The 25,033-nt window shown below is 64.7% G+C and carries 26 protein-coding genes and 2 tRNA genes; 4 read left to right on the plus strand and 24 right to left on the minus strand.

Translation table 11 applies throughout. The features are described 5' to 3' along the window. Window positions 1-64: 64 nt before the first annotated feature. The 20 genes from ACQR1X_RS17865 to ACQR1X_RS17960 form a co-directional block, all read right to left on the minus strand. Complete coding sequence (locus ACQR1X_RS17865) at window positions 65-340, minus strand: DUF1467 family protein (RefSeq protein WP_315799707.1); 276 nt, start codon at window positions 338-340, stop codon at window positions 65-67. Window positions 341-355: 15 nt separating this feature from the next. Next, a complete protein-coding gene (gene mce / locus ACQR1X_RS17870) occupies window positions 356-760 on the minus strand; it encodes a methylmalonyl-CoA epimerase (protein ID WP_434893427.1) in 405 nt (134 codons plus the stop codon). A 46-nt stretch (window positions 761-806) separates the two neighbouring features. After that, the gene (locus ACQR1X_RS17875) at window positions 807-2,477 is read right to left on the minus strand and encodes a ribonuclease J (protein WP_434899294.1); all 1,671 of its coding nucleotides are present in this window, start codon (window positions 2,475-2,477) and stop codon (window positions 807-809) included. Next, the gene (locus ACQR1X_RS17880) at window positions 2,478-3,281 is read right to left on the minus strand and encodes a biotin--[acetyl-CoA-carboxylase] ligase (protein ID WP_315799704.1); all 804 of its coding nucleotides are present in this window, start codon (window positions 3,279-3,281) and stop codon (window positions 2,478-2,480) included. It abuts the gene before it with no gap. Then, on the minus strand, window positions 3,282-4,709 hold the full coding sequence (gene nuoN / locus ACQR1X_RS17885; protein ID WP_316237401.1) for an NADH-quinone oxidoreductase subunit NuoN: 1,428 nt from the start codon (window positions 4,707-4,709) through the stop codon (window positions 3,282-3,284). It abuts the gene before it with no gap. A gap of 28 nt (window positions 4,710-4,737) precedes the next feature. Next, entirely contained in the window at window positions 4,738-6,246 is a 1,509-nt protein-coding gene (locus ACQR1X_RS17890) for an NADH-quinone oxidoreductase subunit M (RefSeq protein ID WP_434899295.1), read from the minus strand. Beyond that, window positions 6,243-8,315 carry an NADH-quinone oxidoreductase subunit L gene (nuoL, locus tag ACQR1X_RS17895; protein WP_434899296.1) on the minus strand — a complete coding sequence of 691 codons (2,073 nt, stop codon included), beginning with the start codon at window positions 8,313-8,315 and terminating at the stop codon, window positions 6,243-6,245. Before nuoL ends, ACQR1X_RS17890 begins: the two co-directional genes overlap by 4 nt. 65 nt (window positions 8,316-8,380) lie before the next feature. Beyond that, window positions 8,381-8,689, minus strand: a complete 309-nt coding sequence (gene nuoK, locus ACQR1X_RS17900; RefSeq protein WP_315711558.1) for an NADH-quinone oxidoreductase subunit NuoK — start codon at window positions 8,687-8,689, stop codon at window positions 8,381-8,383. Then, a complete protein-coding gene (locus tag ACQR1X_RS17905) occupies window positions 8,686-9,324 on the minus strand; it encodes an NADH-quinone oxidoreductase subunit J (protein ID WP_015666525.1) in 639 nt (212 codons plus the stop codon). Before ACQR1X_RS17905 ends, nuoK begins: the two co-directional genes overlap by 4 nt. A 143-nt stretch (window positions 9,325-9,467) precedes the next feature. Next, the gene (gene nuoI, locus ACQR1X_RS17910; RefSeq protein WP_006611003.1) at window positions 9,468-9,956 is read right to left on the minus strand and encodes an NADH-quinone oxidoreductase subunit NuoI; all 489 of its coding nucleotides are present in this window, start codon (window positions 9,954-9,956) and stop codon (window positions 9,468-9,470) included. 7 nt (window positions 9,957-9,963) lie between these two features. Further along, the gene (gene nuoH, locus ACQR1X_RS17915) at window positions 9,964-11,034 is read right to left on the minus strand and encodes an NADH-quinone oxidoreductase subunit NuoH (RefSeq protein WP_434899297.1); all 1,071 of its coding nucleotides are present in this window, start codon (window positions 11,032-11,034) and stop codon (window positions 9,964-9,966) included. Window positions 11,035-11,044: 10 nt separating this feature from the next. Beyond that, entirely contained in the window at window positions 11,045-13,114 is a 2,070-nt protein-coding gene (gene nuoG, locus ACQR1X_RS17920; RefSeq protein ID WP_434899298.1) for an NADH-quinone oxidoreductase subunit NuoG, read from the minus strand. 99 nt (window positions 13,115-13,213) lie between these two features. Further along, a complete protein-coding gene (gene nuoF, locus ACQR1X_RS17925) occupies window positions 13,214-14,539 on the minus strand; it encodes an NADH-quinone oxidoreductase subunit NuoF (RefSeq protein ID WP_315711552.1) in 1,326 nt (441 codons plus the stop codon). A gap of 22 nt (window positions 14,540-14,561) precedes the next feature. Next, the gene (locus ACQR1X_RS17930; RefSeq protein WP_434899299.1) at window positions 14,562-14,777 is read right to left on the minus strand and encodes a hypothetical protein; all 216 of its coding nucleotides are present in this window, start codon (window positions 14,775-14,777) and stop codon (window positions 14,562-14,564) included. Beyond that, the gene (gene nuoE / locus ACQR1X_RS17935; RefSeq protein WP_434899300.1) at window positions 14,774-15,385 is read right to left on the minus strand and encodes an NADH-quinone oxidoreductase subunit NuoE; all 612 of its coding nucleotides are present in this window, start codon (window positions 15,383-15,385) and stop codon (window positions 14,774-14,776) included. The genes ACQR1X_RS17930 and nuoE overlap by 4 nt, the downstream gene beginning before the upstream one ends. Window positions 15,386-15,399: 14 nt before the next feature. Continuing rightward, window positions 15,400-16,359 carry an FkbM family methyltransferase gene (locus ACQR1X_RS17940; protein WP_434899301.1) on the minus strand — a complete coding sequence of 320 codons (960 nt, stop codon included), beginning with the start codon at window positions 16,357-16,359 and terminating at the stop codon, window positions 15,400-15,402. Next, window positions 16,359-17,555, minus strand: coding sequence for an NADH-quinone oxidoreductase subunit D (locus ACQR1X_RS17945; RefSeq protein ID WP_434899302.1), 1,197 nt, complete (start codon window positions 17,553-17,555; stop codon window positions 16,359-16,361). The genes ACQR1X_RS17940 and ACQR1X_RS17945 overlap by 1 nt, the downstream gene beginning before the upstream one ends. A gap of 14 nt (window positions 17,556-17,569) precedes the next feature. Next, a complete protein-coding gene (locus ACQR1X_RS17950) occupies window positions 17,570-18,175 on the minus strand; it encodes an NADH-quinone oxidoreductase subunit C (protein ID WP_434899303.1) in 606 nt (201 codons plus the stop codon). Between the two features lie 12 nt (window positions 18,176-18,187). Beyond that, entirely contained in the window at window positions 18,188-18,772 is a 585-nt protein-coding gene (locus ACQR1X_RS17955) for a NuoB/complex I 20 kDa subunit family protein (protein WP_173424458.1), read from the minus strand. Beyond that, window positions 18,769-19,134 (minus strand): NADH-quinone oxidoreductase subunit A, encoded by a 366-nt coding sequence (locus ACQR1X_RS17960; RefSeq protein WP_008964559.1) that lies wholly within the window; start codon window positions 19,132-19,134, stop codon window positions 18,769-18,771. The genes ACQR1X_RS17955 and ACQR1X_RS17960 overlap by 4 nt, the downstream gene beginning before the upstream one ends. Before the next feature lie 589 nt (window positions 19,135-19,723). Here ACQR1X_RS17960 and ACQR1X_RS17965 point away from each other — a divergent pair. Continuing rightward, on the plus strand, window positions 19,724-19,921 hold the full coding sequence (locus tag ACQR1X_RS17965; protein WP_434884807.1) for a hypothetical protein: 198 nt from the start codon (window positions 19,724-19,726) through the stop codon (window positions 19,919-19,921). 192 nt (window positions 19,922-20,113) lie between these two features. Here the strand turns inward: ACQR1X_RS17965 and ACQR1X_RS17970 are convergent. Then, window positions 20,114-20,190, minus strand: a tRNA-Asp gene (locus ACQR1X_RS17970). Window positions 20,191-20,867: 677 nt separating this feature from the next. Here ACQR1X_RS17970 and pepT point away from each other — a divergent pair. Beyond that, a complete protein-coding gene (pepT, locus tag ACQR1X_RS17975) occupies window positions 20,868-22,124 on the plus strand; it encodes a peptidase T (RefSeq protein WP_434896214.1) in 1,257 nt (418 codons plus the stop codon). Window positions 22,125-22,142: 18 nt separating this feature from the next. On the opposite strand, the gene ACQR1X_RS17980 is transcribed toward pepT, so the two are convergent. Continuing rightward, complete coding sequence (locus ACQR1X_RS17980) at window positions 22,143-23,000, minus strand: class I SAM-dependent methyltransferase (RefSeq protein ID WP_434882660.1); 858 nt, start codon at window positions 22,998-23,000, stop codon at window positions 22,143-22,145. A gap of 223 nt (window positions 23,001-23,223) precedes the next feature. Between ACQR1X_RS17980 and ACQR1X_RS17985 the strand changes: the two genes are divergently transcribed. After that, window positions 23,224-24,051, plus strand: a complete 828-nt coding sequence (locus ACQR1X_RS17985) for a metallophosphoesterase family protein (protein ID WP_434896215.1) — start codon at window positions 23,224-23,226, stop codon at window positions 24,049-24,051. On the opposite strand, the gene ACQR1X_RS17990 is transcribed toward ACQR1X_RS17985, so the two are convergent. Continuing rightward, window positions 23,990-24,475 carry a Crp/Fnr family transcriptional regulator gene (locus ACQR1X_RS17990; protein WP_316181443.1) on the minus strand — a complete coding sequence of 162 codons (486 nt, stop codon included), beginning with the start codon at window positions 24,473-24,475 and terminating at the stop codon, window positions 23,990-23,992. The two genes, ACQR1X_RS17985 and ACQR1X_RS17990, sit on opposite strands and share 62 nt — an antisense overlap. A 212-nt stretch (window positions 24,476-24,687) precedes the next feature. Between ACQR1X_RS17990 and ACQR1X_RS17995 the strand changes: the two genes are divergently transcribed. Further along, the gene (locus ACQR1X_RS17995) at window positions 24,688-24,897 is read left to right on the plus strand and encodes a hypothetical protein (protein ID WP_316217851.1); all 210 of its coding nucleotides are present in this window, start codon (window positions 24,688-24,690) and stop codon (window positions 24,895-24,897) included. Window positions 24,898-24,934: 37 nt separating this feature from the next. On the opposite strand, the gene ACQR1X_RS18000 is transcribed toward ACQR1X_RS17995, so the two are convergent. After that, window positions 24,935-25,011: transfer RNA gene (locus ACQR1X_RS18000), tRNA-Val, on the minus strand. Window positions 25,012-25,033: the final 22 nt, after the last annotated feature.

The following is a 25,033-nucleotide window of genomic DNA, read 5'->3' on the forward strand; positions in this document are numbered from 1 at the left end:
AGCAAAAAAGCCGACGCGCGTCCGCGCATCGGCTTCGAGAGGACGTTGTGCGATGCGAGCGCGGCTAGAACGGAATTCCCATCAGCCGTGACAGCCGCTCGATGCTGAGATAGCCGGCCTGATAGGCCAGGAGCGCCAGGCCGAACACGACCGCCGACAACAGCGTGGTCCAGATCAAGCGGCGCCCCATCAGGCTGATGGTCGGCGCGCCGGGATCGGTGCCGGGCGAACCGCCGCCCGTCTCGTGCTGGCTACGCACGCCGAACGGCAGGGTCACGAACAGCATGACCCACCACAGCACGAAGTAGATCGCAAGCCAGGTTGAGATGATGTAGGCCATGATTGCCCCCGCTGCTCAGGCCTGCTCGATCTCGACGAGCGCGCCGGAAAAATCCTTCGGATGCAGGAACAGCACCGGCTTGCCATGGGCGCCGATCTTCGGCTGGCCGTCGCCGAGCACGCGGGCGCCCTCCTTGATCAGCGTGTCGCGCGAGGCGATGATGTCGGCCACCTCGTAGCAGACGTGATGGATGCCGCCATCCGCATTGCGCTCGAGGAATTTGGCGATCGGTGACCCCTCGCCCAGCGGCTGGATGAACTCGATCTTGGTGTTGGGCAGGGTCACAAACACGGTGATCACGCCATGCTCCGGCAGCGGCACCGCGGGGGAGATCTCGGCACCGAACGCCGCGCCATAAATCCTGGCAGCCTTTTCGGCGTCCTTGACCGCGATGGCGACGTGGTTGAGCCGGCCCAGCATGACATCCTCCACTTTTTCTTTTGAACGGCCGTTCTGTTGGCCCGCGTCAGACTTCCAAGACATGGACGAGGCAGATCGGCTTCTTGCCCCACTGCTCGTTCACCGTCGAGCGCACCGCCCGCCGCACGGATTCCGCCGCGGCATCGGGATCACGACGCCGCGCGCGTGGCAGTCCTTCGAAGGTCGAGACGACCGCGTCGAACACGATGTCGTCCATCGCCTCGCCTGCCGCATTCTTCTCGGGGATGCCGACCATGTCGACCTCGGGGTCGTCGGCCAGCTCGCCCTTCTCGGTGATGGCGAGCGCGACGAAGATGCAGCCGGCGAAGGCCATCTTGCGGCGCTCGACCACGGCGCGCGACTTCGAGTCCTCGACGATGCTGCCGTCCTTGTAGAGCCGTCCCGCCGGCAGCTCGTCGATGATCCCGGGATCACCGGGGCCGAGCTTGACCAGGTCGCCGTTGCGGCAGGTGATCACCTTGGGCACGCCGCAGGCGCGCGCCAGCCTCGCATGCTCGTGCAGATGCAACGCTTCGCCATGCACGGGGATCAGGAGCTGCGGCCGCGTCCACGCGATCATGTCGCGCAGCTCGTCGCGGCGCGGATGGCCGGAGACATGAACCAGATGGTTGCGGTCGGTGATGATCTCGATGCCCTGCTGCACCAGCCCGTTGATGACGGCACCGACCGCCTTCTCGTTGCCGGGGATGGTGCGCGACGAGAAGATGACGGTGTCGCCCTTGTTCAAGGTGACCAGTGGATGGTCGTCATTGGCGATGCGCGCCAGCGCGGCGCGCGGCTCGCCCTGGCTGCCGGTGCACAGCGCCAGCACCTTGTCAGCCGGGAAGTGGCCGTAGAGATCCATGCCGCGGAAGTTCTGCACGCCGTCGAGATAGCCCGTTTCGCGCGCGACCTGGACCACCCGCTCCATGGCGCGGCCGATGATGACGACCTCGCGCTCCGCCTCACGCGCTGCCTCGGCGACAGCGCGGATGCGCGCGACGTTGGAGGCAAAGGTGGTGACGGCGACGCGGCCCTTCGCTTCCTTCACCAAAGCCGCGATGGTCTTGGCGACCTCGGCCTCGGACGGCGACCGCCCCTCGCGCACCGCGTTGGTGGAGTCGCCGATCAGCGCGAGCAATCCGGCATCGCCGAGCTCGCGCAGCCGCTTCTCGTCGGTCGGCGCGCCCAGCACCGGCGTCGGATCGATCTTCCAGTCGCCCGTGTGCAGTACGGTACCGACCTCGGTATGGATCGCCAGCGCATGCGATTCCGGAATCGAATGCGCGACGGGGATGAACTCGACGTTGAACGGACCGATATCGATGCGGCCGCCGGAAGGAATCACCTTGACCGGAATCTTGGCCGGCAGGCGCTCGGCCTCGCACTTGGCCTCGAACAAAGCGGCGCTGAACTTGGTCGCGTAGATCGGGCATTTCAGCCGCGGCCACAGGTCGATGATCGCGCCGAAATGGTCCTCATGCGCATGGGTCAGCACGAGACCGACGAGGTTGTTGCGCTCTTTCTCCAGGAAAGCGACGTCGGGCATGATCAGGTCGATGCCCGGCAGATGCTCCTCGTCGCCGAAGGAGACGCCGAGATCGATCGCGAGCCAGGACCGCTGGTGGCGGTTGCCGAGGCCGTAGATCGACAGGTTCATGCCGATCTCGCCGACGCCGCCGAGCGGTGCAAAAGTCAGTTCGTCGGGACGTGCCATCTAGACCGCTCCTTGGGAGGCGACCGAGCCGAAATGAACATCGCCTGCCGTGATCGGCTCCAATCGTCCCTCCGCGGTCCGCACCAGCATACAACCCTGTTCGTCGATCGTGTCGAAAATCCCCTCGATGATAGCATGTCCGGACCTGATGGCGACGGGCTGCCCGAGGCCGGCCGCCCGCTCCAGCCAGAGCCGGCGAATATCACCGAAGCCCCGGCCCTCGTTCCAGATGCCGAAATATTCGACCCAGGCGTCAGACAAGGCCGCGAACAAATCCTCGGCAGCCACCTGGATGCCGAGGTCCGCCAACGAGACCGCCGGTGTCGGGGTATCCGGCGGCGCCGCCACCACGTTGGTTCCGATGCCGGCAACCACGGCGAGCCCGCCAGCCACCTGCTCCGCTTCGAGCAGCATGCCGACGATCTTGCGGCCGTCGGCCAACACGTCGTTGGGCCATTTCAACGCAAAGGCCACGCCGCCTCCGGACCGCAGCGCAGCCTCGAGGCTCACCTGGCGCAACGCGGCCTCGATGGCCAGGCCCGCGGCGAAGCCGAGGGTGGCGGCCACGGCGGGAGCCACGTTCAGCACTTCGAGCACGCTCGAGGCCAGATTGCCGCGCGGCGCGATCCACGGACGCTGGCGACGGCCGCGCCCGGCCGTCTGCTCCGACGTGACGAACCAGCACCGCGCCTTGCCGCCCTCTCTGGCCGACTTCAGCGCCTCGACGTTGGTCGACCCCGCCTGATCGAACGTGACGAGCCCGTAACCTGCCGCAGCGGCACGGGACCCGAGAGCAAACGCCATCTAGAACAGCGACTTCGCCGCGGCCGCAGCCGCGCTGACCAGCGGGCCGGGATAGGCGAAGAACAGGATGTTGAAGATGCCGGAGATCGCGAGCACCGTGCGCAGCTCGATCCTGACCGGATCGAGCGTCGGCAGCGGCTCGTCGAAATACATCGTCTTGACGATGAGCAGATAATAATAGGCGCCGACCACGCTGGTCAGCACGCCGATCACCGACAGCGTGAACAGCCCGCCCTTGATGGCGGCGACGAACACGTACCATTTCGCGAAGAAGCCCGCGAGCGGCGGAACGCCGGCCAGCGAGAACAGCAGCATCGCGAAGAAGAAGGCGAGCAGCGGATTGGTGCGCGACAGCCCCGAGAAATCGCTGATCTTCTCGAACGACTGGCCGTTCCGCTTGATCGCCATGATCACCGCGAAGGAGCCGAGCGTCATCGCGACATAGATCGCGATGTAGGTCAGCACGCCCTGCGCGCCCTCGACCGTGCCTGCGGCGAGGCCGACCAGCGCGAAGCCCATATGGCCGATCGACGAATAGGCCATCAGGCGCTTGATGTTGGTCTGTCCGATCGCGGCGAACGAGCCGAGCGCCATCGAGGCGATCGAGACGAACACGATGATCTGCTGCCATTGGAAGGTGATGCCCGGGAACGCCGTCAGCGCGACGCGCGCGAACACGGCGATCGCCGCGACCTTGGGCGCGGAGGCGAAGAACGCCGTCACCGGGGTGGGCGCGCCCTCATAGACGTCCGGCGTCCACATGTGGAACGGCACCGCCGAGACCTTGAAGCACATGCCGGCGAACAGGAAGACGAGGCCGAAAATGATGCCGACGCTGCCGGTCTTGGTGGCAGCCGCGATCCCGGCAAAGCTCACCGTGCCGGTGAAGCCGTAGATCAGCGAGGCACCATAGAGCAGCATGCCCGACGACAGCGCACCGAGCACGAAGTACTTCAGGCCGGCCTCGGTCGACTTGACGTTGTCACGATGGCTGGCCGCGACGACGTAGAGCGCGAGCGACATCAGCTCGAGACCCAGATACAGCGAGATCAGGTCGCCGGCCGAGATCAGGACAAGCATGCCCAAGGTCGAGAGCAGCACCAGGATTGCATATTCGAAGATGCGGCGGTCCGGCTTGGACAAGAATTCCGCCGACATCACCAAAGTCGCGATCGAGCCGATGATCGCCAGGATCTTCAGGAAGCGCGCGTAGCTGTCAGCGATGAAGCTGCCGCCGAAGGCCTGGCCGCCCGGCTGCCTGAAGACGAGGATGCCGACCACGATCAGCAGAGCAACCGCCAGCCAGGTGACGAGCCCCGTCGTCCCCTGCCCGCGAAACGCGCCCAGCATCAACAGCGCCATGGCCCCCACGGCCAACAGCAGCTCCGGCAGCACCACCCAAAGCTGAGGCCCAAGATTCTCGATCATCGTCTCTGTCCCGACCCCAAGGGTCTCATCATTGGAGCAGCGCGGCGGCCTTCACGGCCGTCACGGCGGTATTGTAGTTGGTGACGAGCTGCTGCACCGACGCCGCCGACATGTCGAGGATCGGCTTCGGATAGACGCCGAACAGGATGGTCAGCGCCACCAGCGGAAACAGGATCACGCCCTCACGCAGGGTGAGATCTTTGATGCTGGCGAGCGACGGCTTGGTCAGCGCGCCAAACACGACCTTGCGGTACAGCCACAGCGCATAGCAGGCCGAGAGGATGACGCCAAACGTCGCGAAGAACGCGGTCGGGATCGACACCTTGAAGGTGCCGAGCAGGGTCATGAACTCGCCGACGAAGCCGGAGGTGCCGGGCAGACCGACATTGGCCATCGTGAAAACCATGAACACGACAGCGTAGACCGGCATCCGGTTGACGAGGCCGCCATAGGCTGTGATCTCGCGGGTGTGCATCCGGTCGTAGACGATGCCGACGCAGAGGAACAGAGCGCCCGAGACGATGCCATGCGAGATCATCTGGAACACGCCGCCAGCGACACCCTGCATGGTGCCCGCGAAGATGCCCATGGTGACGAAGCCCATATGCGCCACCGATGAGTAGGCGATCAGCTTCTTGATGTCCTCCTGCATCAGCGCGACCAGCGAGGTGTAGATGATCGCGATCGCCGAGAGCGTGAACACCAGCGGCGCGAAGTCGTGCGAGGCCAGCGGGAACATCGGCAGCGAGAAGCGCAGGAAGCCGTAGCCGCCCATCTTCAAGAGGATCGCGGCCAGGATCACCGAGCCCGCGGTCGGCGCCTCGACGTGCGCGTCCGGCAGCCAGGTGTGCACCGGCCACATCGGCATCTTCACCGCAAAGGAGGCGAAGAACGCGAGCCACGCCCAGGTCTGCAAAGACCGCGGCACCGCCGTATGCATCAAGGTCGGAATGTCGGTCGTGCCGGCGTTCCAGTACAGCGCCATGATGGCGAGCAGCATCAGCACCGAGCCGAGCAGCGTGTAGAGGAAGAACTTGAACGAGGCGTAGACCCGGCGCGGACCGCCCCAGACCCCGATGATCAGGAACATCGGAATCAGGCCGCCCTCGAAGAACAGATAGAACAGCACGAGGTCGAGCGCGGAGAACGTGCCGACCATCAGCGTTTCCAGGATCAGGAACGCCATCATGTATTCGCGCAGGCGGCTGGTGACCGACTTCCAGCTCGCGATGATGCAGAACGGCATCAGGGCGGTGGTCAGGATCACGAACGGCAGCGAGATGCCGTCGACGCCCATGTGGTAGCTGATGCCGGCCGCCAGCCAGTTCGACTTCTCCACGAACTGGAAGTCGGTCTGCGCCGGATCGAAGCGCAGCACCAGGATCACCGACACCGCGAAGGTGATCAGCGTGGTCCACAGCGCGATCCAGCGCGCATTGCGCCGGGCCGCCTCGTCGTCGCCGCGGACCAGATAGATGAGCAGCGCACCGACGATCGGCAGGAAGGTAACGACGGAGAGAATTGGCCAGGTGGTCATTGCTGGCCCCCCATGAACATGAACCAGGTGATCAGGCCGGCGACGCCGATCAGCATGGCAAAGGCGTAATGATAGAGGTACCCGGTCTGGATCTTGACGACGTTGCGCGTGATGTCGAGCACCCGCGCCGAGACACCGTCCGGACCGAAGCCGTCGATGACGAAGCCGTCGCCCTTCTTCCAGAGGAAGCGGCCGAGCCACTTCGCCGGGCGGACGAAGATCACGTCATACAGCTCGTCGAAGTACCATTTGTTGAGCAGGAACTTGTAGAGCAGCGGCTGCTGCGCGGCGAGCTCCTCCGGGATGTCCGGACGTCTGACGTAGAAGATGTAGGAGACCACAAATCCCAGCACCATCATGACGAAGGGAAGCTGAGCGAGCCAGGCCGGCATGTGCTCCATGTCTTCGAGGATGTGCGGGTTCATCTTCAGCGACTCGCCGAAGAAGTGCTCGACGCCATGGGGATCGGTGAACACGCCCTTGAACGGGAGGCCGGCCAGGATCGAGCCTGCCGCGAGCACGCCGATCGGGATCAGCATCCAGATCGGGCTCTCGTGTGCGTCATCATAATGACGCTGATCGTGCGGCGTGCCGAAGAAGGTCTTGAACACCAGGCGCCAGGAATAGAACGAGGTCAGGCCGGCGGCGACAATGGTGAGGAAATACGCGTAGGACGCGAACGGATTGTGCGCGGCGTATGCGGCCTCGATGATCGCATCCTTGGAGAAGAAGCCGGCAAAGCCCGGGAAGCCGGTGAGCGCCAGGGTGCCGACCGTCATCACCGCGAAGGTGTATGGGATCTTGCGCCACAGGCCGCCCATGTTGCGGATATCCTGCTCGTGATGCATCGCGTAGATCACCGAGCCAGAACCTAAGAACAGCAGCGCCTTGAAGAACGCATGCGTGAACAGATGGAACATGCCGACCGAGTAGGCCCCTGCTCCCATCGCCACGAACATGTAGCCGAGCTGCGAGCAGGTCGAGTAGGCGACGATGCGCTTGATGTCGTTCTGCACGAGGCCGACGGTCGCTGCGAAGAACGCCGTGGTCGCGCCGAAGAACATCACGACGGCCTGGGCGTTCGGGGCGAGCTCGAACAGCGGCGACAGGCGCGCGACCATGAAGACGCCGGCGGTGACCATGGTCGCGGCATGGATCAGCGCCGAGACCGGGGTCGGGCCTTCCATCGCGTCCGGCAACCAGGTGTGCAGCAGGAACTGTGCAGACTTGCCCATCGCGCCCATGAACAGCAGCAGGCAGGTCAGGGTCAGCGCGTCGGCATGCCAGCCGAGGAAGTTGATGGTCTTGCCGGCAAAGCTCGGCGCGGCGGCGAAGATGGTCTCGAAGTCGGTGGACTTTGCCAGCAGGAACACGGCGAAGATGCCGAGCGCGAAGCCGAAATCGCCGACGCGGTTGACGACGAAGGCCTTGATGGCGGCAGCGTTGGCCGACGGCTTCTGGAACCAGAAGCCGATCAGCAGGTAGCTCGCCAGACCGACGCCCTCCCAGCCGAAGAACAGTTGGACGAGGTTGTTCGCGGTCACCAGCATCAGCATCGCGAAGGTGAACAGCGAGAGGTAGGCGAAGAAGCGCGGGCGGTTCGGATCCTCGTCCATGTAGCCGATCGAATAGAGGTGGACGAGCGAGGACACGCTGGTCACCACGACCAGCATCACCGCCGTGAGCGTATCGACGCGCAGCGCCCAGGACACCTGCAGCTCGCCGGAATTGATCCAGGGCAGCAGCTCTTTCACGCCCGCCTCGTGGTGCATGAAGCCGACGCTGATCAGCATCGCCCAGGACAGGCCGGCCGACACGAACAGCAGCCCCGTCGTGATCACCTGCGCCGCCCAGGTGCCGGAGGCCGGCGGCTCGGTGACATGGTGGTCGTCGTGTCCGTGGCCGTGATCGTCATGCGCGTGCGCGTCGGCGGTGCCGTGGTGATGACCGTCGTCGTGATGATGCTCGACCGTATCACCGCTCGGATGGCGCGCATGCGCCCCGAGCAGCGCGATCAGGCCGGCCAGGATCGCGCCCAGCAGCGGCAGAAAGACAATGGCCTGGATCATTCGCCCGTTCCCTTACGCATGACCTTGCCGGCGAGCCGGCCCCCATCTGTGCGGATCATGCGCCCTTAGCCCTTCATCATATTGACGTCTTCGACCGCAATCGAGCCGCGGTTGCGGAAGTAGACCACCAGCACGGCAAGGCCGATCGCGGCTTCCGCCGCCGCAACTGTCAAAACCAGCAGCGCGAACACCTGCCCGACGATGTCGCCCAGGAATGTCGAGAACGCCACCAGATTGATGTTCACCGCGAGCAGGATCAGCTCGACCGACATGAGGATGACAATGATGTTCTTGCGGTTCAGGAAGATGCCGAGGATGCCGAGCGTGAACAGCATGGCCGCGACGGCGAGATAGTGCCCCAATCCGATGGTCATTTCACCCACTCCGCCGCGTCCGTATCCTGCAGCCCCTGCCCGACCGCGACCTTGCGGACCGCCATCGCCATCTCCGGCGTGCGCGCGTTCTGGACGTTGATGTCCTGGCGCTTGACGCTCGCCTTGTGGCGCAGCGTCAGCACGATCGCGCCGATCATCGCCACCAGCAGGATCATGCCGGAGAGCTGGAAGTAATGGATGTACTTCGTATAGAGCACGAGGCCGAGCGCCTCGGTGTTGGTGACGTTGGTCGGGATCGCCGCGGTGATCGCCTTCGGCGTCGTCGGGTTGATGACCCAGTAGGACACCGTCAGCAGCAGCTCGAACAGGAAGATGCCGCCGATGACCAGGCCGATCGGCATGTACTGCAGGAAGCCCTCGCGCAGCTCCGTGAAGTCGACATCGAGCATCATGATCACGAACAGGAACAGCACCGCGACCGCGCCGACGTAGACGACCACGAGGATCATCGCCAGGAATTCGGCGCCCATCAGCACGAACAGGCCGGAGGCGTTGACGAAGGCGAGGATCAGATAGAGCACCGAGTGAACGGGGTTCTTCGAGACGATCACCATCACGGCCGAGGCCACGCAGACCGCCGCGAAGAGATAGAAGAAGAGCGCAGGAAGGATCATCGTCAATGCTCCGTCATTCCGGGGCGCGCAACGCGCGAACCCGGAATCTCGAGATTCTCGGTGCGCAACTGCGCACCTGAGGTCTGGTCCTTCGGACCATCCCGGAATGACGCGGGGAATTCAAAAGGGATCATCGGACGGCCTCAGCGGTACGGCGCGTCGAGCGCGATGGCTTTGGAGATCTCGCGCTCCCAGCGGTCGCCATTCGCGAGCAGCTTGGCCTTGTCATAATACAGCTCCTCGCGGGTCTCGGTCGCGAACTCGAAGTTCGGTCCTTCGACGATGGCGTCGACCGGACAGGCTTCCTGGCACAGGCCGCAATAGATGCACTTCACCATGTCGATGTCGTAGCGCACCGTGCGGCGGGTGCCGTCGTTGCGGCGCGGGCCGGCCTCGATCGTGATCGCCTGCGCGGGACAGACCGCCTCGCACAGCTTGCAGGCGATGCAGCGCTCTTCGCCGTTGGGATAGCGCCGTAACGCGTGCTCGCCGCGGAAGCGCGGCGAGATCGGGCCCTTCTCGAACGGATAGTTCAGGGTCGGCTTGGGCTGGAAGAAGTAGCGCATCGCGAGGAAGAATGCGGAGACGAACTCCTGCAGCAGCAGCGACCGTGCGGTGGCGGAAATGTTCATGACAGCCTCATTTCGGCGCGATGCCGGCGAAGTGCAGCACGCCTGCGACGATGACCACCATGGCCAGCGACAGCGGCAGGAACACTTTCCAGCCCAGTCGCATCAACTGGTCGTAGCGGTAGCGCGGCACGATCGCTTTCGCCATCGCGATCAGGAAGAACATGAAGAACAGCTTGAGCGAGAACCAGATGACGCCCGGCACCCAGTTGAACGGCGGCAGGTCGATCGGCGGCAGCCAGCCGCCCAGAAACAGGATCGTCGCCAGCGCGCACATCGTGGTGATCGCGACATACTCGCCGAGCATGAACAAGAGATACGGCGTCGAGCCGTATTCCACCATGAAGCCGGCAACGAGCTCCGATTCCGCCTCGACGAGATCGAAGGGCGGACGGTTGGTCTCGGCCAGCGCCGAGACGTAGAACACCACGAACATCGGAAACAGCGGCCAGACGTACCAATTCAGGATCGTCAGCTGCGGCAGGCCGATCAGGCTCGCAAGCCCGCGGGCATGCTGCGCCTCGACCACCGCCGAGAGGTTCAGGGTGCCGGCGCAGAGCAGCACGGTGATGATGACGAAGCCGATCGAGACCTCGTAGGACACCATCTGCGCCGCCGAGCGCAGCGCCGCCAGAAACGGATACTTCGAGTTCGACGACCAGCCGGCCATGATGATGCCGTAGATCGACAGCGACGAGATCGCGAAGATGAAGAGAATGCCGACATTGATGTCGGCGATCGCCCAGCCGAGATTGGTCGGGATCACCGCCCAGGCCGCCAGCGCCAGCACGCAGGACACCAGCGGTGCCAGCAGGAACACGCCCTTGTTGGCGCCGGCCGGAATGATCGGCTCCTTGAGCACGAACTTCAGCAGGTCTGCGAACGACTGGAACAGGCCCCAGGGCCCGACCACGTTGGGACCCCGGCGGATCTGCACCGCCGCCCAGATTTTCCGGTCGGCCAGCAGGATGTAGGCGATCGCGACCAGCAGGACGACGAGCAGCAGGACACTCTGCGCGATCATGATGATCAGCGGCCAGAGGAAGCCGGTCCAGAACGAGCTTGCGAAGAAATCAGCCATCAGGTCACGCTCACTCCGCTGCCGTCAGCATCTGCCCGGAGGCCAGGCGGGAACATTCCGCCATGACCGCCGATGCGCGCGCGATCGGATTGGTGAGATAGAAATCGTCGATGACAGGCTTGAACGGTGCCTTCTCGAGGTTGCCGCCCTTGCCGGCCAGGGTCTTGATGTCGGCGATCTTGCCCGCTTCGATCTGGTCGACGCGGCCAAGATGCGGCACGGCCTTGATGATCGCAACGCGCAGCGCGGCCAGCGAGTCGTAGCCGAGCTTCCTGCCGAGCACGTCGGACAGCGCCCGGATGATCGCCCAGTCCTCGCGTGCCTCGCCCGGCGGGAATGACGCCCGGCCGGTCATCTGCACCCGGCCCTCGGTGTTGACATAGAGCCCGGACTTCTCGGTGTAGGCAGCCCCCGGCAGGATGACATCGGCACGATGGGCACCGCGGTCGCCATGGGTACCGATGTAGACGACGAAAACGCCCTCGGGCACCTCGACCTCGTCAGCGCCGAGCAGGAACATCACGTCCATGGTACCGAACGTCGTCATCTGCGCGGCCGTGAGGCCCGTGCCGTTGAAGCCGATGTCGAGGGCGCCGACCCGCGAGGCGGTGTCGTGCAGCACGGCAAAGCCGTTCCAGTCGTCGCGCACGGCGTTGACGTCCATCGCGATCTTGGCGGCCAGCGACAGGATCGCGCCGCCATCGTGGCGCGCCGCGGCGCCGGCGCCGACCAGCACGATCGGGTTCTTGGCGTTGCGGAAGGTGGTCGCAAACGAGTGCTTGCCGGCGGCGACGTCGCTCAGCGAGTCCGTGCCCGCGCCGATGTGCTCATAGGCATAGGTCAGGTCGGCCTTGGGACCGACCAAGCCGACCTTGAGCTGGCCCGAGCGCCAGCGCTTGCGGATGCGGGCGTTGAGCACGGCCGCCTCCTTGCGCGGATTGGCGCCAATGATCAGGATCGCGTCGGCCTGCTCGATACCCGCGATGGTCGGATTGAACAGATAGGACGCACGGCCGAGCTTGGCTTCGAAGCTGTCACCGCCTTGCACCGCGACGTTGGTCGAGCCGAGCTTGGCGAGCAGATCCTTGAGCGCGAACATCTCTTCGACCGCGGCGAGATCGCCGGCGATCGCGCCGATGCGCTTGCCGTCGATGCGCGACAGCTTGGTGGCAATCGCCTTGAACGCCTCCGGCCAGGAGGCGGCGCGCAGCTTGCCATCCTCGCGAACGTACGGACGATCGAGCCGCTGCGTGCGCAGGCCGTCGACGACATGGCGGGTCTTGTCGGAGATCCACTCCTCGTTCACGGCATCGTTGATGCGCGGCAGGATGCGCATCACCTCGCGGCCGCGGGTGTCGACACGGATCGCCGAGCCCACGCCGTCCATGACGTCGATCGACTGCGTCTTGCCGAGCTCCCAGGGGCGTGCGGCGAAAGCGTAGGGCTTCGAGGTCAGCGCACCGACCGGGCAGATGTCGACCAGATTGCCCTGCAGCTCCGAACTCAGCGCCTGCTCGAGATACGTCGTGATCTCCATGTCCTCGCCACGGCCGATCGCGCCCATTTCCGGCACGCCGCAGACTTCCGCCGAGAAGCGGACGCAACGCGTGCACTGGATGCAGCGGTTCATCGAGGTCTTGACCAATGCGCCGAGATACTTGTCCTCGACGGCGCGCTTGTTCTCGGCGAAGCGGCTGGTGTCCACACCATAGCCCATCGCCTGGTCCTGCAGGTCGCACTCGCCGCCCTGGTCGCAGATCGGGCAGTCCAGCGGATGGTTGATCAGAAGGAATTCCATCACGCCTTCGCGCGCCTTCTTGACCATCGGCGACCGCGTCGAGATCTCCGGCGGCTCGCCCTTCGGGCCCGGCCGGCAGTCGCGCACGCCCCAGGCGCAGCTCGCGACCGGTTTCGGTCCGCCCTTCACCTCGACGAGGCACATCCGGCAGTTGCCGGCGATCGACAGCCGCTCATGATAGCAGAAGCGCGGGATCTCGGCGCCCGCCGCCTCGCACGCCTGCAACAGCGTGTACTCCGGCGGCACATCGATCTCTTTGCCATCGATGATGATCTTGGTCATTGCCTCACATCTCTCTCAAACCACGGACCACCGCGCCGCTGCGCACCGTGAGGGCGCGAGCGCGGGGAAAACGTTGTTGGCGAACCGGGCCGCCATCACCTACTCCGCCGCCACCATGTGCGCGGGATCGCGCACGCCCACGTCGTCGACATCGGCCTTGTGCGAATACTGGTCAATGCGCGCCTCGATCTCGTGACGGAAATGCGTGATCAGCCCCTGGATCGGCCAAGCTGCCGCGTCGCCCAGCGCGCAGATCGTGTGGCCCTCGATCTGCTTGGTGACTTCGAGCAGCATGTCGATCTCGCGCTTGTGCGCCCGGCCCTCGGCCATGCGCGTCAGCACGCGCCACATCCAGCCGGTGCCCTCGCGGCACGGCGTACACTGGCCGCAGCTCTCATGCTTGTAGAAGTAGGAAATGCGCGCGATCGCCCGGATCAGGTCGGTCGACTTGTCCATCACGATCACGGCCGCGGTGCCGAGGCCGGAGCGCAGCTTCGACAGGCTGTCGAAATCCATCGGCGTATCGATGATCTGCTCGGCCGGCACCATGCGCACGGACGAGCCGCCGGGGATGACCGCCTTCAGATTGTCCCAGCCGCCGCGGATGCCGCCGCAATGCTTCTCGATCAGCTCGCGGAACGGGATTCCCATCGCCTCTTCGACGTTGCAGGGCCGCTCGACGTGACCGGAGATGCAGAACAGTTTTGTGCCGACATTGTTCGGACGGCCGATGCCGGCGAACCAGGCGGCGCCGCGGCGCAGGATGGTCGGCGCCACCGCGATCGACTCGACGTTGTTGACGGTGGTCGGGCAGCCATAGAGGCCGACGTTCGCCGGGAAAGGCGGCTTCAGCCGCGGCTGGCCCTTTTTGCCTTCGAGGCTCTCCAGCAGCGCCGTTTCTTCGCCGCAGATATAGGCGCCGGCGCCGTGGGCGACGTAGAGATCGAACGGCCACCCGTGGATGTTGTTCTTGCCGATCAGGTTGGCCTCATAGGCCTGATCGATCGCCGCCTGCAGCCGCTCGCGCTCGCGGATGAACTCGCCACGCACATAGATGTAGCAGGCATGCGCGTTCATCGCGAAGCTGGCGAGCAGGCAGCCCTCGACGAGATGATGCGGGTCGTGCCGCATGATCTCGCGATCCTTGCAGGTGCCGGGCTCGGACTCGTCGGCGTTGACCACGAGGTAGCTCGGCCGGCCGTCGGTCGATTCCTTCGGCATGAACGACCATTTCAGGCCGGTCGGGAAGCCGGCGCCGCCGCGGCCGCGCAGGCCGGAGGCCTTCATCTCGTTGATGATCCAGTCGCGACCTTTTTCGATCAGCGCCTTGGTGCCATCCCAGCTGCCGCGCCGGCGTGCGCCTTCGAGGCCCCAATCATGCAGGCCATAGAGGTTGGTGAAGATGCGGTCCTTGTCGTCGAGCATGATCAGACGGCTTCCTCGGATGTCAGCGGTTCGACTGCATGTTGGCGATGAAGGCGGCGCAACCGCCGAACACAAGGGCCCACAGCAGACTGGACTCCAGCGTCGCGTTGAGCGCGAACCGCTGCAGCACGAAAATGAAAGCGGCGGCTGCGAGCGTATGCAGCGCCACGTAGCGCCAGTTCTTCATCGCGGCGCCCTCTTCGGTCAGGGCCGCAACGCGGGTGCGATTGCGGCTCATGTCTTCTCCTTCAGCGTGGTCGGCCCGCCCGCCGGCGCCGAGAACTGGCGGCCATTCTGCGGACCCGGCGTCGGCAGGTTGCCGGTCGCGAAGCCGTCGAGCACCTTGCCGAAGCTCTCCGGCGTCAGGTCCTCATAGGTGTCCTTCCAGACCTGCACCATCGGCGCGTTCACGCAGGCGCCCAGGCACTCGACCTCTTCCCAGCTGAAGTCGCCGTCCTTCGACAGGTGGAAGGGATCGTGATGGATGCGATGCTTGCAGACCTCGATCAGTTCTTCGGCACCGCGCAGACGGCACGGCGTGGTACCGCACACCTGCACATGCGCCTTCTTGCCGACCGGCTGCAGCTGGAACATCGTGTAGAAGGTCGCCACCTCGAGCACGCGGATGTAGGGCATGCCGAGCATGTCGGCGACGACGCGGATGGCCGCCTCCGACACCCAGCCTTCGTTCTGCTCCTGCGCGCGCCACAGGATCGCGATCACGGCCGAGGCCTGGCGGCCTTCCGGATATTTCGCGATCTGCGCTTTGGCGAAGGCAAGGTTCTCGTCCGTGAACGCAAAGCTCACGGGCTGGACTTCCTTCGGGGCAAGACGGCGAACGGACATGGCTCTTCAATCTTTCATTGCATGCGGCGCGCGGCACTTGCATTGAGCGCTGCGACGCGATTCTGCCAGAAGGCACTTGCAGTTCCGAACACGTTATAGCCGACGTGGGCGGACGCCTTGATCCGGTCGAGGATCGACAGCTCCGTCACGGTCTCGAGGCGGCCGCTTGCGGGGTCGTAGACCATCAGTTGCATCGGCGTCTGATCGAGGATGTAGCGCGATACCGTATGGTTGCGATCCTGGCCGTGCTCCTCGCACAGGATCATGCTGTCAGTCGCGAGCAGCCGCGCCCCGCCCTTGATCGCCTCGATCTCGACGCCCTCGACGTCGAGCTTGATCAGGTACTTGCCGGAAGCGGCGACCTTGCCGTCGTCGATCAGATCGTCGAGCGCCATCACCGGCACCTGCTCGCCGCCGGCGGTGGCGCCCGCAATGCTGAAGGCCTCATGCTTGGTGCCAGTCAAATAGGCCGTGCCGCGGCTGGCGCCGATCGCGCACTTCATCACCTCGAAGCGGCCGGCATTGATCCGGGCGTTGTTGGCGAGCTTGGCGAAGTTCGCCGAGGACGGCTCGATCGCGATCGCCTTGTGCGCGCCGTAGGGCGTGCTCGACACCAGCACCGACCAGTAGCCGTAATTGGCCCCGCCGTCGATGAAGGTGTAGTCGACATCGACAGTGCCGAGAAACAGGAACTCGAGTTCGTCCTCATAGTGATAGTCGCGGTTGAGCAGCTTGCTCCAATAGCCGTCGCCATAGGGAAACTCGAACACGGCGTCCGGGTTGAGCTTCACCGCGATGTCGCGTTCGGGCAGCGCCAGCCGCAGCAGATTGGCACAGCGGTTGTAGCCGCGATGCGAGAAATGCGAGGAAATCTTCGAGCCGGTCGACAGCGCCAATGCAGCCGTGCGCTCCCAGAGGTTCGCTCCTTCGAGCGCTCCGGAAGCACGATCGAACTGGATCGGCGCATGGCCCATCAGCGGTCCACCTCTCCGAACACGATGTCGAGCGAGCCGAGAATGGCCGAGACGTCGGCGAGCAGATGGCCGCGGCAGATGAAATCCATCGCCTGTAGATGCGCGAAGCCCGGAGCGCGGATCTTGCACTTGTAAGGCTTGTTGGTGCCGTCGGCGACGAGATAGACGCCGAACTCGCCCTTCGGCGCCTCGACGGCCACATAGATCTCGCCTGCCGGCACGTGCACGCCTTCGGTGTAGAGTTTGAAGTGGTGGATCAGCGCTTCCATCGAGCGCTTCATCTCGCCACGGCGCGGCGGAGCGATCTTGTTGTCGGTGATCATCACCGGGCCCTGCCCGTCCGGTGCGCGCAGCTTCTGGATGCACTGCTTCATGATACGCACCGACTGGCGCATCTCTTCCATGCGGATCAGATAGCGGTCGTAGCAGTCGCCGTTCCTGCCGATCGGAACGTCGAACTCCATCTCGGCATAGACGTCGTAGGGCTGCGACTTGCGCAGATCCCAGGCCGCGCCCGAGCCGCGCACCATCACGCCGGAGAAGCCCCACTCCCAGGCCTGCTTCAGGGTCACGACGCCGATGTCGACGTTACGCTGCTTGAAGATGCGGTTACCGGTGAGGAGCCGGTCGAGATCGTCGACCACCTTCAGGAACGGATCGCAGAATGCGTCGATGTCGTCGATCAGCTTCGGCGGCAGGTCCTGGTGGACGCCGCCGATGCGGAAGTAGTTGGCGTGCATGCGCGAGCCGGAGGCGCGCTCATAGAACACCATCAGCTTCTCGCGCTCCTCGAAGCCCCACAGCGGCGGGGTCAACGCGCCGACGTCCATCGCCTGGGTGGTGACGTTGAGCAAATGCGACAGCAGCCGCCCGATCTCGGAGTAGAGCACGCGGATCAGCTGGCCGCGGCGCGGCACCTCGATGCCGAGCAGGCGTTCGGCGGCGAGGCAGAAGGCATGCTCCTGATTCATCGGCGCGACGTAGTCGAGCCGATCGAAATACGGCATCGCCTGCATGTAGGTCTTGGTCTCGATCAGCTTCTCGGTGCCGCGATGCAGCAGGCCGATATGCGGATCGACGCGCTCGACCACCTCGCCGTCCAGCTCCAGCACCAGGCGCAACACGCCATGCGCCGCCGGATGCTGCGGGCCGAAATTGATCGTGAAGTTGCGGAGGGCCGGGCTCTGCTCGTTCATGCTCGCGCTCCCACTTACTTCGTCGCCTTCTCGTCGCCGGGCAGCGGATAGTCCGCACCTTCCCAGGGCGACAGGAAATCGAACTTGCGGAATTCCTGGTTGAGCCGCACCGGCTCATAGATGACCCGCTTCTCCTGGTCGTCGTAGCGCACCTCGACGAACCCCGTCGTCGGGAAGTCCTTGCGCAGCGGATGGCCGTCGAAGCCGTAATCCGTCAGCAGCCGGCGCATGTCCGGGTGGCCGACGAAGATCACGCCGTAGAGGTCGTAGGCCTCGCGCTCGAACCAATCGGCGCCCGGAAAGACATCGATCAGCGACGGCACCTGCGTCGTCTCGTCGGCCTCGGCCTTGAGCCGGATGCGCGCGTTCAGCGTCGGTGACATGAAGTGATAGACAACATCGAAACGCTTGGCGCGCTCAGGATAGTCGACCGCCGTGATGTCGGTGATGTTGACGAAGCGGAGAGCAGGATCGTCGCGCAGATGTGTTACGACCTCGACGATCCGGGCGGGCTCCACGTTCACCGTGAGCTGATTGAAAGCGACCGTATGGCCGATCGCGGCGCCCGGGAGCGCGCTTACGATCGTCTGCCCAAGGGCGTCGAGCCTGCCGTCGTCCATAACGAAAAACCTTCAGCGTTCGATGGTGCCGGTGCGCCGGATCTTCTTCTGCAGCAGCAGCACACCGTACAGCAGCGCTTCGGCGGTCGGCGGACAGCCGGGCACGTAGATGTCAATGGGAACGATGCGGTCGCAGCCGCGGACCACCGAATAGGAATAGTGATAGTAGCCGCCGCCATTGGCGCACGACCCCATCGAGATGACGTAGCGCGGCTCCGGCATCTGGTCGTAGACCTTGCGCAGCGCCGGCGCCATCTTGTTGGTCAGCGTGCCGGCGACGATCATCACGTCGGACTGGCGCGGCGAGGCGCGCGGCGCGAAGCCGAAGCGCTCGACGTCGTAGCGCGGCATCGAGACCTGCATCATCTCGACGGCGCAGCAGGCCAGGCCGAACGTCATCCACATCAGCGAGCCGGTGCGGGCCCAGGTGATGAGATCGTCAGCGGTGGCGACGAAGAATCCCTTGTCCGACAGCTCGTGCCTGACCTCGAGGAAATACGGGTCGTTGGCACCGATCGGCCTGCCGGTCGCGGGATCGAGAATGCCCTTCGGGGCCGGAGCGATCGCCGGCCCGGTCGAGGACGTGGTCGGGCTCAATCCCATTCAAGCGCGCCTTTCTTCCATTCGTAGGCAAACCCGACCGTCAACACGGCCAGGAACACCAGCATCGACCAGAAGCCGGCCGCGCCGAGCTTGCCGAATGCGACTGCCCAGGGGAACAGGAAGGCGACTTCGAGGTCGAAGATGATGAAAAGGATGGCAACCAGATAGAAGCGGACGTCGAACTTCATGCGGGCGTCGTCGAACGCATTGAAGCCGCACTCATACGCGGAGAGCTTCTCGGGATCGGGCTGCTGGTAGGCGACCAGGAACGGCGCGATCAGCAGCACCACCCCGATGATGGCTGCGACACCTATGAAAACGACGAGGGGGAGATAGTTCTGAAGGATGCCGGTCATCGGCGCCACTTTCCTCTGCGGTTTCGGTGCAAACCGCAGACTCGTTGCATTGGAATTGGTCGAAGCCTTAGCGCAGCGCACCAAGCCGCGCAAGACAAGCCGTCTCGCCGGTGTCATCCCTCCCCACATTGCGGAAACCCGGACACACCGAGCAACGGCACCGCGGATGACGCGTGCAGGAGCCGCATTGCAGACCCGCAGCATTACGGTGCCGCACGGTCCAACGCAGGACGCTGAGGCGATCAGCAATCGCGAGGACGCACGCCGGTGTGCGCAGGCTGGCTGGTCGGAGACGGATGCGGATCAGCGCTCGATCGGGAGATCCAAACGAGGCGACGGGACCGTCATCCGATAGGCTTCCGTTACCGCGGGAGATGGTCACGAAGGGCCGCCGGATCAAGATCATCCGCGGCCGCCGTCGATGCCGGCACCGCCGCGCGCAGTCAGCCCCGGCCGCATACTCCCGATTGCCGCCGCGGCGGCTGCAACCGATGAAACCATTTTGAGGAAACGAAGAAACCGGATCGAAACAAAGCAGGGGTACATGTCCAGGCAACAAAGTGGCGCTCTGAGACGCCGGGAGGCTGACATGAACCACTCGCTGCATTCCGCAGACCGATCGACCCATCTGAAGATCGTCGCCGTTGCCCTGATCGCCGGCATCGCCGTGACCGCTTTCGGCATCGCGACCCGCGCCAACGTCGACGACAGCCAGACGGCATCGCACGTCGTGAAGGCCGGCAAGCCGGTGACCATGACGAGTTCCAGCGACTCGATGGTCCGCTGAGGCCACTGTCCGCTGCCATCTGACAGCATTCGCAGGCCACCCGCCGGGTGGCCTTTTTCATGCCCGGTCGGAAAATTGGCGACGGAGCACTTGCAGTCGGCGGAGCATCAGGTCGTAGGCGGGAAGAGATCGCGCGGGAGTGCCGCTTGCGCCAGCGGACGGATCAGATCGAAAGCTAAGCCATTGAAAACATGGCGCGAGAGACGGGGCTCGAACCCGCGACCTCCGGCGTGACAGGCCGGCGCTCTAACCAACTGAGCTACTCCCGCGTGATCGCGAAATCCGCGGAGGAGTGCGACTTAAAGGGGCGATGTTTCGAAGTCAAGGACAATGAACCGAGAGCTGTGCGAAGTCATTGATGAGGGGTCCATGCAGCACGCCCGGTCTCCTTGTCTGGGCCCAGCAGCCGACGTCAATCGCTGCACGATGATGGGCCATCCCACGTCTCTCCCTCCGGACCTCGGCACCCCTGCCCCGCGGCCGTGGCGGTCGCTTCGCGAAGACGTCGCAGGCCGGATATGGCAAAATGGGCGCCAAGTCCGACCAGGCATACTTTCGACCGGGCATATTGAAATTTCCGGCCGCCGTCCCGGTCGAGGCGCACGGGCTGACCAGGAAGCGAGTGAGAGGAGATTCCTCGCGGACGCCGCCCACGAATCGCCCGGCACCTGTGCGAGCAAGCTGAGCTTCGAATCGCCGGAGGCGGTATCCTGCAGATGGAGCTCAATCCTGCCGTCGGCGAAGCGGTGCTGATCAACGCCGGCCGCGAAACGTCGTATTCCGCAGCACGGGAGCTGGCGGACGTTCTTTGATCAGAGCTGAAACCATTGATAACCTGCCGCTCCTGGTATCTGGCATGCAATAACTGATATATTAGTATACTGATACCTCCGGCAACCTCTCTCTCTCTCTCTCTCTCTCTCTCTCTCTCTCTCTCGTGGTGCCCATGTCCGACCCGCTTCGCAGCTATACCCACTCCGTCACCGAGCGCCTGCTCCGCTACGCCGTGATCGACACCCAGTCGGACCCGACGTCGCCGACCTGTCCTTCGACGCTCAAACAGAAAAATCTTGGCCGGATGCTCGCAGCCGAGCTGCAGGCGATGGGACTTTCGGACGCCCATCTGGACGACAACGGCTACGTCTACGCGACCATCCCCGCCACCACCGACAAGGCCGTGCCGGTGATCTGCTTCTGCTCGCACATGGACACGTCGCCCGACTGTTCCGGGGCCAACGTGAAGCCGCAGATCGTGCGCAACTACCAGGGCGGCGACATCGTGCTGCCGGGGGACGCGAGCCAGATCATCCGTGTGGCTGAGCATCCTGCATTGAAGGACCAGATCGGCAGCGACATCGTCACCACCGACGGCACGACCCTGCTGGGCGCCGACAACAAGGCCGGCATCGCCGAGATCATGGACGCGGCGCAATTCCTGATCAGCAATCCGCAGATCAAGCACGGCACCATCAAGATCCTGTTCACGCCGGACGAGGAGATCGGCCGCGGCGTCGACAGGGTCGACCTGAAGAAGCTGGGCGCCGATTTCGGCTATACGATGGATGGCGAGACCGCCGGCAACATCGAGGACGAGACCTTCTCCGCCGACGGCGCCACCATCCTCATCAACGGCGTCAGCGCCCATCCCGGCTTTGCCAAGGGCAAGATGGAGCATGCGATCAAGATCGCGTCCGCAATCGTCGATCGGCTCCCGAAGGATGGCTGCTCGCCGGAGACGACGGAGGGCAAGGAAGGCTTCCTGCATCCGGTCGGGATCTCCGGCGCGCTCGAACAGGCGCGGCTCGACTTCATCGTGCGCGATTTCAGCGAGCAGGGCCTGCGGCAGAAGGAAGCGCTGCTCGAGGACATCGTCAGGGATGTCCTGAAGGACTATCCGCGCTCGACCTATCGGATGGAGGTCCGGCAGCAATACCGCAACATGAAGGAGGTCATCGACCGGCATCCGGAGATCGTGAGCTACGCCGAGGAGGCGATCCGCCGCGCCGGCCTGACGCCGGTCCGGACATCGATCCGCGGCGGCACCGACGGTTCGCGGCTGTCGTTCATGGGCCTGCCCTGCCCCAACATCTTCGCCGGCGAGCATGCCTTCCACTCGCGTCTCGAATGGGTCAGCGTCAAGGACATGGAGAAGGCGGCGCAGACCATCGTCCATCTGGCGATGATCTGGGAAGAGCGATCCTGAGTGCCGTCCGGTGCCGCGTCAGGCGCGGGCCGTCACCAGCCAGATCGAGCCCGACAGCGTGACGCTGCCGCCATCCTGATGCTGTGCGAGCAGCTCGCGTACCGAGAGACGCGCCGCATCGCGCGTCTCCGCCGGGTGCCCTTCCAGCGCGCGGCTGGCGGGGCCGATCTCGAAGGCCGATTGCACCGCCGCGTCGAGACCCTGTCCGCGGGCGATGTCGAGTGACAGCGGATGTGCCTGCAGCGCGACGTCGCTGAAGCCGGCCTCGCCGAGGATCCGCGTCACCCGCGCCTCGGATGCGAACGCGAACGGACCCGGATCCTCCGGCGCCATCTCCGGCAGCTTCGGGACGTGGCGATAGACCGCCTGCAGCGGCGCAATCATCCAGGGATTGGCCTTCGGCTCGCGCCAGCAGGCGAACACGACCCGGCCGCCCGGCTTCAGCGCGCGGCGGATGTTGGCGAACGACGCCACCGGATCGGCAAAGAACATCACCCCGAACCGCGACACCAGCAGATCAAAGCTCGCCGGCGCGAACGGATGCACGGTGGCGTCGGCCAGCACGAATTCGGTGGCGAGCCCGGCCGGCGCGACGGCCCGCGCCCGCGCCAGCATCGGCGCGGAAATGTCGACGCCGAGCACATGCCCGCCCGGGCTCACCTGCCCGGCCAGCGCGATCGACAGGCCGCCACAACCACAGCCGATGTCGAGCACACGATCTCCCGGCCTGGCCGCGATGCGGTCGATCAGGATCTGCGACACCGGCGCAAGCAGGACGTCCTGCGCCTCCTGGCGATCCGACCAGCGCTGTCCGCCCGGGCCGTTCCAATAGGCGATCTGGTCGGCGTTGCGGTCGTCTCCTGAAGGCAATTGCATGACGCGCCTTGTCTGGTTGAGATCATCGAGAGAGTAGGCATCGCGCATGCGCGGGTCTTGCCTGTCAAGGCACGAGCGCGCGATGGCTCGCGCCAACATCATACCGGCGAGCTCGACAGACCAGAGGACGACCTGGTCTTGCCGGCGCCCGCAGTTTCAAGATGCAATAGCGCGGGCAGAATATGGTCCCGCTCTTGCTTCGATCCTGCGCGTCAGGAGCCTCATGCGCTGTCTCATCGTTGCCGATCTTCACTACACGTTGCCGCAGTTCGACTGGCTGGTCGCCGCGGCCGAGCATTTCGACATGGTGGTGTTCGCCGGCGATGCGCTCGACCTTGCCTCGATCGTGGACATCCGCGCCCAGATCGTCGTCGTGAAGAAGTATCTCGGGCTGCTCGCCGCCAGGACGCGCGTGATGATCTGCTCCGGCAATCACGACCTGGAGGAGCGTAGCGCGGACGGCGAGAAGATCGCGGCTTGGCTCAGCACGGTCCGCGAGCTCGGCATCGCCTCCGATGGCGACGATCTCGTGGTCGGCGACATCATGTTCTCGGTCTGCCCGTGGTGGGATGGCCCGCGCGTGAAGGCCGCGATCACGCGCCAGCTCGAAGCCGCCGCCGCACGCAGACCCGAACGCTGGATCTGGGTGCATCATGCGCCGCCGGCCAACTCGCCGGTGAGCTGGGGCGGCAAGCGCTTCTTCGGCGATACCGAGCTCGAAGGCTTCATCGCGCGCCATCGGCCAACGATGGTGATCTCCGGCCACGTCCACCAGTCGCCCTTCATCACGAACGGATCCTGGTTCGATCGCGTCGGTGAGACCTGGGTCTTCAACACCGGACGGCAGCCCGGGCGCCCGCCGACCTACATGGTGCTCGACACCGATGCCCAGCGCGCGTTCTGGCTGTCGGCGGGGCAGGCCGAATGGATCGACCTCGCCGGACGGCTGGAGCGCCCGGCCCAGCCGGTGACAGCGGCGCCCGACTGGCTCAGAGCCGTGGATCGGATTCCAGATCCGTTCCTGGCGAGACCTGCTGCGGCGGCAGGTTGACCATGCTCTGCAGGACGTCGCCGACCATCGCGAGGTGCGTGCCATGGCCGGCATATTGCCGCTTGAGGTCGGCCAGATAGGTATTGGCGACATTGAGCCGCTGCGCCAGCATGCGCGCGATCGCCAGCGTCGCCTCGGGATTCTCGGTCAGGAAGCGCGGCGCATTGGGGATCTCATAGATCCGGCACTCGGCAAGCGCCCGCACGGTCGCCGTGTGCGGCTGCTCCAGCAGCAGCGACATCTCGCCGAACAGCGCACCCGGCTCGGAGACGACGGCCACCGTGGCCCCGGCCTTGACGACCTCCAGCCGCCCGTCCAGCAGGATGTAGAGATGCCCGGTGCTGTGGCCCTCCTCCAGCAGGTCGGAGCCAGCCGCGATGATGCGTTCGTGTCCGCCTGTGCAGTGACGCAGGAAGTCGGTCATCGTTTCGTCCGCGATGTTTCACCCCACGCGAAGCTAGCCGAAGAAGAGCTGGTCACCACGCGAAATCGTTCTGACACTTCGTAGTGGCCGCCGAAAAGGATTCTAAACCCTGTCCCACGGCGACGTCCCGCAGCACCTACGCTTCACCACGAGGCTGCGGTATAGCCATCCTGCTACCTCTGACAGAGGTTCAAATGGGGGAATGGGTCGTCATGCAACAATGGGTCGTGGAGCTGATCGTCTCCTGGCTTCCCTTCATCTTCCTGATCGGGGTTTGGTTCTTGCTCAGCCGTCGCGGCGGATTGGGTCCCAGCGCGAAGGTGGTTCAGCTCTACGAGCAGCAGATCGATGAAACCAGACGTACGAACACGCTTCTGGAAAGGATCGCGGTCAGCCTGGAAAAACAGCGCCTGCCGCAATAGCCACCGCAATTCGAGCGTGCCTGCCGGCAGATCCGAGTGGTAGGCGGCGAGAGATTCGAACTCCCGACCCTCTCGGTGTAAACGAGATGCTCTAACCAGCTGAGCTAGCCGCCCTCACGTCGCGCTTCTTTACCCC

The sequence above is a fragment of the Bradyrhizobium sp. HKCCYLRH3073 genome (assembly GCF_051167995.1).
GTDB lineage: Bacteria > Pseudomonadota > Alphaproteobacteria > Rhizobiales > Xanthobacteraceae > Bradyrhizobium.